General features: G+C 56.3%; 8 protein-coding genes and 1 pseudogene. 3 read left to right on the forward strand and 6 right to left on the reverse strand.

Features of this window, described 5'->3' with window-relative positions; genetic code table 11:
• Positions 1-190: 190 nt before the first annotated feature.
• The 6 genes and pseudogenes from hypE to JRG72_10990 form a co-directional block, all read right to left on the reverse strand.
• On the reverse strand, positions 191-1,219 hold the full coding sequence (gene hypE, locus JRG72_10965) for a hydrogenase expression/formation protein HypE (GenBank protein ID MBW2135724.1): 1,029 nt from the start codon (positions 1,217-1,219) through the stop codon (positions 191-193).
• A pseudogene (gene hypD / locus JRG72_10970) lies at positions 1,219-2,140 on the reverse strand (hydrogenase formation protein HypD). Before hypD ends, hypE begins: the two are co-directional and overlap by 1 nt.
• Before the next feature lie 87 nt (positions 2,141-2,227).
• Positions 2,228-2,464 carry a HypC/HybG/HupF family hydrogenase formation chaperone gene (locus tag JRG72_10975; GenBank protein ID MBW2135725.1) on the reverse strand — a complete coding sequence of 79 codons (237 nt, stop codon included), beginning with the start codon at positions 2,462-2,464 and terminating at the stop codon, positions 2,228-2,230.
• A 6-nt stretch (positions 2,465-2,470) separates the two neighbouring features.
• A complete protein-coding gene (gene hypF, locus JRG72_10980) occupies positions 2,471-4,801 on the reverse strand; it encodes a carbamoyltransferase HypF (GenBank protein MBW2135726.1) in 2,331 nt (776 codons plus the stop codon).
• On the reverse strand, positions 4,801-5,064 hold the full coding sequence (locus JRG72_10985) for a hydrogenase maturation nickel metallochaperone HypA (protein MBW2135727.1): 264 nt from the start codon (positions 5,062-5,064) through the stop codon (positions 4,801-4,803). Before JRG72_10985 ends, hypF begins: the two co-directional genes overlap by 1 nt.
• A 667-nt stretch (positions 5,065-5,731) precedes the next feature.
• Positions 5,732-6,694 carry a sulfite exporter TauE/SafE family protein gene (locus tag JRG72_10990; GenBank protein ID MBW2135728.1) on the reverse strand — a complete coding sequence of 321 codons (963 nt, stop codon included), beginning with the start codon at positions 6,692-6,694 and terminating at the stop codon, positions 5,732-5,734.
• A 115-nt stretch (positions 6,695-6,809) separates the two neighbouring features.
• On the opposite strand from JRG72_10990, the gene JRG72_10995 reads away from it, so the two are divergent.
• The 3 genes from JRG72_10995 (at position 6,810) to JRG72_11005 (ending at position 9,008) form a co-directional block, all read left to right on the forward strand.
• Positions 6,810-7,172 (forward strand): helix-turn-helix transcriptional regulator, encoded by a 363-nt coding sequence (locus JRG72_10995; protein MBW2135729.1) that lies wholly within the window; start codon positions 6,810-6,812, stop codon positions 7,170-7,172.
• 151 nt (positions 7,173-7,323) lie between these two features.
• Positions 7,324-8,274 (forward strand): ABC transporter ATP-binding protein, encoded by a 951-nt coding sequence (locus tag JRG72_11000; protein ID MBW2135730.1) that lies wholly within the window; start codon positions 7,324-7,326, stop codon positions 8,272-8,274.
• A gap of 2 nt (positions 8,275-8,276) precedes the next feature.
• Positions 8,277-9,008, forward strand: coding sequence for an ABC transporter permease (locus JRG72_11005; GenBank protein MBW2135731.1), 732 nt, complete (start codon positions 8,277-8,279; stop codon positions 9,006-9,008).
• Positions 9,009-9,332: the final 324 nt, after the last annotated feature.

The raw sequence follows: 9,332 nt of genomic DNA on the forward strand, positions 1-9,332 counted from the left end.
CTTCCCTTTTTTATTTGTTATTACTCGGTCATAAAATAAATGAATTGGAGTTAAAAAACAGCTCTTGGGAAAGGGGGCTAGGGGTCGCAGACCCCTTGCCCCTCTCCCAAACCCACTCCCCAACCCCTTAAGGGGGGTTGGAAGGGGAGCCGGCGGTCCCCCGGCCCTCCCCTCAGATTAACCGTTTTTTCTAACAGATGCGCGGCAATTGTTCGCCGCTGGCCAGGTCCAAGCGGCGGGTAGTGCCGATCGGCGTCTTTAGGGTAACCCGGCCCGCGGCAGACTCGATCACCTGGCCGATAACCACCGCCTGACCCCCTAGGGCATGGGTGCGCATCAGGCTTATGGCCTGATCAGCCTGAGAGGGCGGGATTAAGGCCACAAACCGTCCTTCACAAGCCACATAAAGCGGGTCCAGACCCAGAATCTCGCAAGCCCCCCGAACCATTGGGTTTACCGGGATGCAATTTTCATCCAGATGAATGTGCACCGCCGCGGTTTCGGCAATCTCTACCAGGGCGCTCACCAGCCCCCCGCGGGTCAGGTCCCGCAGACAGTGGATCTCAATTCCGGCCTCCAGGAGGGCCAGGACCAGGTCAGCTAAAGGCGCGCTATCGCTCTCTATCTGAGTCTCAAAGGCCAGCCCTTCCCGCACCGCCATGACTGCCATACCGTGGCGTCCCAGGTCGCCGTTGACCAGCACCATATCGCCGGGCCGCACGCTGGCCGGGGCGATAGCCCAGGGGTGGGAGATGAGCCCGACCCCAGCCGTGTTAATGTAGAGGCCGTCGCCTTTGCCTCGCTCCACCACTTTGGTATCTCCGGTTACCAGGAGCACATTGGCCTGCTGCGCAGCTTCCTGCATGGATTGCAACAAACGCCGTAAAGTAGCCAGGGGCAGGCCTTCTTCCAGGATCAGACCGCAGCTCAGATAAAACGGCCTGGCCCCGCACATGGCCAGATCGTTGACGGTGCCATAGACGGCCAGGCTGCCAATGTCCCCCCCTGGGAACTCCAGGGGGCGGACCACATAGGAATCGGTAGTTAAGGCCAGTCTGACCGTGGATAACTCGACCACGGCGCTGTCATGCCGGGTCTCTAGACAGGGATTAGCAAAGACCGGCAGGATCAACTGTTCTAAAAGTTGGTGCATCTGGCGGCCGCCGCCGTGCGCCAGGGTGATGACCTGGGGCAATGCTGAAAATCGGACTATCTCCATTAATCCTTGTCTTTCTGGGACTTAGGGGTAATGGCCGATTCCAAGAGGCGATATTGATAATAAGCGGCGCAGGCGCCTTCGGAAGAGACCATGGGAGCCCCCAGGGGGTGGCTGGGGGTGCAGCGGCAGCCAAAGGCCGGGCATTGGTCGGGTTTTTTGAGCCCTTGCAGAATTTCCCCGCTGATACACTCGGAAGCTGCCTCCGGCCTGGTCTGCACCGGACCAAAACGCCACTCGGCGTCATAACGCTGGTATCGGTCCCGCAGGCGCAAGCCGCTGGCCGGGATCTCCCCTAACCCCCGCCAGGCGCGCGGCTCTAGTTCAAAGACCTCCCAGATCAGGCTCTGGGCCCTCAGGTTGCCCTCCCGACTTACTGCCCGGCAATACTGGTTCTCCACCACGGCTCGCCCGGCTTCCAATTGCTTCAAACAGAGATAAATGCCTTGCAGCAGATCCAACGGTTCAAAACCGGTTACCACCATGGGCACCTGATAATGCTGGGCCAGTGGTTCATAACCGGCATATCCCATCACGCTGCAGACATGCCCGGCCAGCATAAAGCCATCCAGGTTATGACCAGGGCATTTTAACAGGACATTGATGGCCGGAGGTAGAATCACCTGGGCCATCAGCAGCGAAAAGTTGGCCAAGCCCTGTTGTTGAGCCTGGAGAACCGACAGGGCAGTGGCCGGGGCGGTGGTTTCAAACCCGACTGCGAAGGGTGACACAGACCGGACAACCAGGGCCGTGGGCCAGATTAAGCTCGCCAGGCAACAACTGGTCGATGCCGTATTTCACCAGGGCATGGGTCTGGCCGCCGCACACCTCCATGATTGTCCAGGGGCGGGTAATCAGCTCCTTAATGGCCTGAGCCAGGCAGGCGGCGGCTTTTGGATCACAATATTCATTCAAAAATTTCATTATGTTACAGCAAGCTTCCATGTTGGCCTTTTGGCCGGAGGACGGGCATCCCGCCCATATCAAGGAAACATCCTAAGGCCGGTTCTGCTATTTTGATGGCCTATCCAATTGCCGCAATAATTCCCAGGTCTGCTGGGCCGCAGATGCGTCCAGGATATTAATGGCAAAACCCACGTGGACCAGGACATAATTGCCCACCTGAGCCTGTGGTACACAGGCCAGGCTGACCTCTTTGACCAGGCCGCCGAAACTCACCCGGGCCGTGCGGGAGAGCGGCTCCTCTCCCTGGATGCTCAAAATTTCCCCCGGAATCGCCAGACACATCGTATTCTACCCTTGCGATAATATTCTCTGTGCCGCCATGATCTGCCCGACTGCCAGCCCGCCATCATTGGGCGGGATTAAGCGGGGCCAGTAGGGTTGAAAACCCGCGGTTTCCAAGCTTTCCACTGCTTTCTCAGTAAGGTAACGGTTCTGGAAGCAGCCGCCGCTGAGTACTACCCGGTGATAGGGAAATCGTTTCGCCACCGCCAGGATGACTTCGACCAGGGTATAATGGAAACGGGCGGCGATCAGATTTACGGTCTGATTTTGGTCGAGGTCCGCCAGAATACCTAGGACCAGGGGTTCCCAATCAATGGTCAGGAGAGCACTATTACCGTTGATGGTAAAGGCATAGGCGGTCTGGTTCTCTATTTGTTCACCGGCAAATTGCAGTTCCATGGCGGCCTGGCCTTCGAAACTGGTCTGTTGCCGCAGGTCCACCAAAGCTGCGACGGCATCGTAGAGGCGCCCGACGCTCGAGGTCATTGGAGAATTAAGACCTTTCTCCAACATGGTTACCAGTATATGTCGTTCGGTTTTCGAAAAGCTTCGTGGCGGGGACAACTCTGTCATTTCCAGGCAGCGAGGACCAAAAATTTCATAGAGCAGACCCAGGGCAGAGCGTCGGGGTTCTTTGATTGCAGCTTCACCCCCCGGCAGGGGAAAAGCCCGGAAAGTTGCGACCCGTTGAAATGAAATAGTATTTACTTCCAAAAATTCGCCGCCCCAGATAGTGCCGTCCAAACCATAGCCGGAGCCGTCCCAGGCGATTCCCAACAGCCCCCCTGCCAGATTGTGTTCGGCCATGGCGGCCAGGACATGGGCATAGTGATGCTGCACCTGAATAAGCGGCAGATCGAGGCGCTCCGCCTCCTGGGTGGAAAAGTACTCCGGATGCAGATCACTGGCCACGGCTTCCGGCTGACCGTCATAAAGCTGGATTAGATCTTGCCGGACCTGCTGGAAACGTTGGCCCGCCGCCCAGGTCTCTAAATCGCCGATATGTTGGCTGAGCCAGATTTCTTCCTTTGCGGCCAGGGCCAGGGTATTTTTCTGGTGTCCGCCAACGGCCAGTATCGGCCGCAGAGCTGAACGGACAGATATTGATCGGGGGACATAACCTCGGGCCCGGCGTAACAGCTGTTCCTGCCCCATTACCACCTGAACAATGGAATCATCCACCGGCCGGGCGATCGGCCGATTGTGCACCAGGAAAAGGTCGGCGATTTCCCCAAGTTGCTCCAGGGCTTGGGGCGGAGAAATACACAGCGGCTCGCCGCTGCGATTACCGCTGGTAGCCACTACCGGTACCTGCACAAGATCCATCAGTAGATGGTGGAGGGGTGTATAAGGCAGCATAATGCCCAGATAAGGATTGCCGGGGGCCACCTCCAAGGCAATTTCATTAACTAGGATTAATTCTCCCTCCGGCTTACGCCTGAGCAGCACAATAGGGGCTTCCGGGGAGAGCAACGAGGACTCCTCCCGGGATGAAATCCCGACGTGTGCCTTGACCAAATCTAATGAAGGATACATCAGGGCCAGGGGTTTTTCCGGCCGGTCTTTGCGTTGCCGCAGGCGCTGCACCGCTTCGGGTTGAGTGGCATCCACTATTAACTGGAAGCCCCCCAAGCCATGCAGGGCTACGATATCTCCCTGCCGGATGGCCGCCGCAGCCTGCCGCAAGGCGTCCTCGTGGGTGGCCTGTACTTTGCCCTGGCAATCCCACAGCTCCAGATGCGGCCCGCACTGCGGACAGGCAATAGCCTGAGCCTGGAAACGGCGGTCAGCCGGGTTATGGTATTCGGCCAGGCATTCCGGACATAAGGGAAAGTGCTTCATGGTGGTCTGATGCCGATCATAGGGAATGCCCGTCATAATGCTGAACCGGGGGCCGCAGTAAGTGCAATTGGTGAAGGGATAGCGATAACGCCGATTATGGGGGTCAAAAATTTCCCGCTGGCAATCCGGGCAGGTGGCCAGATCTGGAAGCACCAGGGCGGTTCTGGGGCCGGTAAGCCTGCTCGGCTGGACCGTAAAGTTGCGGTCGCCTTGGGGTTCCAGGATCTGTAAATCAACCGCTCGGATGGTGGCTAATGACGGTTTTTCAGATATCAGACGCTCCTGGAATCTGTTCAGCCGCTCCGGGGGGCCCTCGATTTCTAACTCAACTCCCTGGGGAGAATTACTGACCCAGCCAGAAAGCCCTAATTCGGTGGCCAGCCGATAAACAAAAGGCCGAAAGCCCACCCCTTGGACGACTCCCTGCAACCGGAACCGGTGGCGACGATGAGGCAGTGATCGGCTTAGATTGCCCGACCGCAGTAAGGGACTCATTAGGCGTCAAGCTCCACGGCTTCCAGGACGATCTCCTGGGCCTGAGGATGAGTGAGGTCGTTAAGCACTTTGATCTCTAGGCGGGCCCCTTCCACCACTGTTCCCGGCGCAGCCAGGAGAAAATGATGACGCAGGTGCTCCGGTGAGATATGCGCCAGACAGCCTATCCGAAGAGTGAGGGCCAACACCCTTTGGGCCTGATGTTCCTGAACCAGGGCTTCGATCTTACCCAGCAGATCATCTAAAAGGGAAAGCTCATGCATAAGCTATCATACCATACTAGCCTCTATTAACCAATATGAGTATTTTTGCCATCGGCAAAACATGATCTTGTCAACTACCATAAAATTTCGTGATCGGTAAAGAGATCTGTTTTCGACCACAGCGTCGATATCCATACTATTCCCCCATCTCAACCCCTTGAGAGGTTATGGCGGTTGATCAAAGCCCCATGGTTCACCGACTGCAGCGGCAAAGACGGAGGGCGGCTTCCTGGCCCTCTCGATCAAGCATTATTGTGGGTCATATACCGCAAAGCACACAATCAAAATATTTGCTTAAAGCGAATTTTTTTGAGAAATGATGTGAATGGTTCAAACTCCACTATCTCTCCTGGCACGGTGAATCTATTGTATTGAATTCCTGATCCAAGCTTTGCCGTACAGGCACAGGATAAGTTCGGATCGTTACACTGACGCTGCATCGCTGCCGCCCAGTGGGTGATGCCAGTGTTTAGGGTGGGACGATAGCTGAGGAATGAAAAATCTGCGCTTGAATCCCGGCCATGGTGCCGCCCTATGGGAAAAGGACAGTCCCAAGCGCGGGCCGGGTGTGATTAGGCGGTAGTTATTACTTTGAAAAAGGAAAACCCCAGGATTAGGACTCCGAGATGCCCCCCAAAAGAGACTTTGAAGATATCTCACGAACACTTTACAGAAAAAATCCTATAACATAGCGTAGGGCCAGGAAAGAAATAATTAGGCCCAGGCCGATACGGATGAGGGGGGCGGGGATAAATTTCTGAAGTCTGGCTCCCACGTACATGCCACAGAAACCACCAAGGCCAAAGAGCGCCCCAAGAGTTAAATCCGGAGCAACCCCCAGGCCAGGGTAAAAGGGGGCCAGAACATAGTAAACGGCCACCCCGAACACCGAAGTGATGAAGGTCCCCATCAGCGCGGCCCCGGCCACGGTATAGACCGGCAGCCCGAAGATAGTCACCACGAAAGGGGCGATAATAGCTCCGCCGCCGATGCCGTAGGTGCCGCCAATGAGACCGACTATCAGGGACAGCAGAAACAGAACCAGCGCATTAAAAGAGAAGGTTTCTCCCAGAAATTCATACTCAACCCTCCTTAGCCCCCAGCTCCGGGTCTTTACCCGGGCAGCGGGAGGCAGGGCTTTCCCGTAGGATGGCCCGGCTTCCTTCAGTAGCTTCCGGAGGCGTTCCTTGACTCGGGCCTCGAACTCCGTAATTCTGGCCTTCCGCCGCTTGGCCCAAGAGGTCTGTTCATAAACTAACCGCAAGCCGATGTAAAGGAGCACACATCCCATAAAGAGCTTGAATCGACCTGGCTCCACCATCCAGTTCACCCGGATCAGGGCCCCGGCCCAGAGTCCGGGTAAGGTTCCCAGGATCACCACCCAGGTCATAGGCCAGTTCATCCGGCCTTCCCGGATGTAGTGGCAGACACCGCTGGGAATGGCCACGATGTTAAACACCAGATTGGTAGGGCTGACCGCGGGGCTGGTAAAATTCAAGACACTCACCTGAAAGGGGAGCAGCAGGAAGGCTCCGGAGACGCCTCCCATGGAGGTGAACGTGGAAACCACCAAGGCTACCAGGGGCGGAACAAGTGGATTGACTTCAACCCCCGAAACCGGGAAGAGCATGGCCTAATCCCCATACCGGAGTCGATTTTTTGTCAGCGACAAACTCTTCAATGGAATAGTTTACCCTGTCGCCAAAAAATTATAGCACTTAATTTAGCAGCTGCTAAAATAAAATATGGCCACTGACCGAGAGTTGGCCCGGATGTTTAAGGTCTTAGCAGTTACGCCCCGGGTCAGGATCATCCAATCGCTTAAACACCGGTTTCTTTGCGTGGGGGTCCTGGCAAAGATGCTGGGGATAACCCTCGCCGCGGTGTCCCAGCACCTGCAGATGCTCAAGGAGGCTGGCCTGGTGAAGGCCGAAAAGCGCGGTTATTTCATGCATTATCAACTCAACCATGAAACAATCTCACCCTGGAAAGAGGATTTAGAGGGGTTCTTCACGCTCCCAGCCGAGTTAGAACCCTGCAATTTTACCAAACCAGGAGGTAAACCATGTGTAACTGTAAAACCGAATGTCAGAAACCGGAAGAGTTGAAGGGCGAACCGGAAAATTGCTCACCGGAGCAGATCCAGAAATGCCATGGTGAGGCTCCAGAACACCCTTGCCTGGTTTCACAAAAAAAGTGAGGTTGCTACCCGGAAGGGGGCTTTGTCTCCCTACCGGCCTCAGCGGCTTGCTGCCCCAGATGGAATCTTCCCCAGCCATTGTCGTTTCCGGCTTGAACAAAAGCTTTGGCTCCCTGAAGGCGCTATGCGAGGTGAGTTTCTCGGTACTGCGGGGAGAAATTTTTGCCTACCTGGGACCGAACGGGGCCGGCAAGACCACCACCATTAAGATTCTTTCCGGTTTGCTCGACCGAAACGCCGGGGAGGTAAGCATCTGCGGGGCAGATGTGGCCCAGAACCCGGTTTTTGTGAAAGAACGCATTGGGGTCGTGCCCGATGAGTCCAATCTCTATCCCGAACTTACCTGCCGTCGCAATCTGGAGTATTTGGGGGAATTATATGGCTTGCCGCGCCCGGCTCGCACTTACCGGGCTGAGGAGCTATTGACATTCTTCGAACTGGCCGACCGGGCGGCCACTCCCTTCGGGGCCCTGTCCCGGGGATTAAAGCGGCGTTTAACCATTGCCGCCGCCCTGGTGCATAATCCGGAGGTGGTTTTTCTGGACGAACCCACCTCCGGTCTGGATGTGCCCAGCGCCCGGGCCTTGCGGGAACTTATCCGGACGATCAACCAACGGGGCGCTACGGTGTTTCTTACTACCCACAACTTGTCGGAAGCCGAGACCTTGAGCCAGCGAGTGCTCATCCTCATTCAGGGTCGGGTGGCGGCGCAGGGCACGCCGGAGGAAATCCGGCAGCGGGTGCAGCGCCTCAATCTCCTGGCGGTGACCTTCTCGCCGGAAATCGAAGCAGATCAACTACTGCGGACCTGTCCGGCGGTTCTTAAAACCTCTTCCCAAAACGGGGCTTGGCGCCTCGAGGTTGCCGAATCCCAGGCAGCTCTGGAGCAATTGGTGGCCTTTGCCAGAAGCGAAGGGGTGCGCATTGCGGAAATCCATACCATCACCCCCAGCCTGGAAGACGCCTTCATGAGCTTCTTTGACGAAGGCAGCCCGGAAGCAGAGGCTTGAGCATGAACCAGTTCCGGCGGGCCTTGGCCATCAGCTGCAAGGACATTGAGAGCTACTACGGCAAGCCGCCGCTCATCACCTGGGGGTTGTTGTTCCCCGCGGTCTTAATCCTTTCTCTCTACGTTAAAGACCCGGCTACCTATTTGGCCATTGCGCCAGGGGTCATTGCCATGACCTTGCTATTCGGCAATACCTCCATGGCCGCCATCGTGGTCACCTTTGAAAAGCGGGCCGGCACTTTCCAGCGGCTGCTCTTAGCGCCCCTATCCATGCGCACCATTATTCTGGGAAAGGCGGCCAGTGCCTCAGCCTACGGCCTGGCTTCGGCCTTGGCGTTAAGCCTGGGCCTAAAGCTCGCCTTGGGAATGCCAATGGTTAATCCCCTGATCTTTGCGACGGGCCTGGTGCTGGGAGCCGGCTGTTTTTCCCTGTTGGGCCTGACTGCCGCGGTTATGGTCCGGGAGGTCTTTGAAGCCATGACCCTGATGAACTTCTTCCGATTCCCGATCTTGTTTGTGAGCGGGATCTTCATGCCCCTGGCCCAATTGCCCTCTTGGCTTAAGCCCTTGGCCCTGGCCTCGCCCCTGACCTACGTGGTGGAGCTCTTGCAACTGGGGGTTACCGGGCAATCCGCATTTGCCACCCCGGTTGTCCCGCTGCTGGCCGGTCTGTTGTTTTTGTTTGCCAGTTGGCTGCTGGCCGAGGCCATATTTCGGCGGAGGGGTAATGCGTAATTTCGCCGACCAACCCGAGATAAAGCGTCATTTTTTGCACCTGCCGGAAAAGTTGATGCATTGCACTTTTAAGAAGCTATCCATGCTTGGGTTCGTGGCTGCCGGGATTTTTTTCCTTGGGGTTGGAGTTATTATTCCGTGCATTTAAAAGGTTAATTTGAGGGCTCCCCTCAAGCTCCCCTTCCATCCCCTGTTAAGGGGTTGGGGAGGGGGTTTGGGAGAGGGGCAAGGGGTCTGCGACCCCTAGCCCCCTTTCCCAAGAGCTGTTTTTTAACTCCAATTCATTTATTTTATGACCGAGTAATAACAAATAAAAAAGGGAAG

The sequence above is a fragment of the Deltaproteobacteria bacterium genome (genome assembly GCA_019309545.1).
Lineage (GTDB): Bacteria > Desulfobacterota > Desulfobaccia > Desulfobaccales > Desulfobaccaceae > Desulfobacca_B.

Excerpts from the sequence above, each read along its gene's own strand:
- JRG72_11000 (MBW2135730.1), top strand. The coding sequence starts at position 7,324 with ATGGAATCTTCCCCAGCCATTGTCGTTTCCGGCTTGAACAAAAGCTTT.
- JRG72_10995 (MBW2135729.1), top strand. The coding sequence starts at position 6,810 with ATGGCCACTGACCGAGAGTTGGCCCGGATGTTTAAGGTCTTAGCAGTT.
- JRG72_11005 (MBW2135731.1), top strand. The coding sequence starts at position 8,277 with ATGAACCAGTTCCGGCGGGCCTTGGCCATCAGCTGCAAGGACATTGAG.
- JRG72_10975 (MBW2135725.1), bottom strand. The coding sequence starts at position 2,464 with ATGTGTCTGGCGATTCCGGGGGAAATTTTGAGCATCCAGGGAGAGGAG.
- hypF (MBW2135726.1), bottom strand. The coding sequence starts at position 4,801 with ATGAGTCCCTTACTGCGGTCGGGCAATCTAAGCCGATCACTGCCTCAT.
- JRG72_10985 (MBW2135727.1), bottom strand. The coding sequence starts at position 5,064 with ATGCATGAGCTTTCCCTTTTAGATGATCTGCTGGGTAAGATCGAAGCC.
- JRG72_10990 (MBW2135728.1), bottom strand. The coding sequence starts at position 6,694 with ATGCTCTTCCCGGTTTCGGGGGTTGAAGTCAATCCACTTGTTCCGCCC.
- hypE (MBW2135724.1), bottom strand. The coding sequence starts at position 1,219 with ATGGAGATAGTCCGATTTTCAGCATTGCCCCAGGTCATCACCCTGGCG.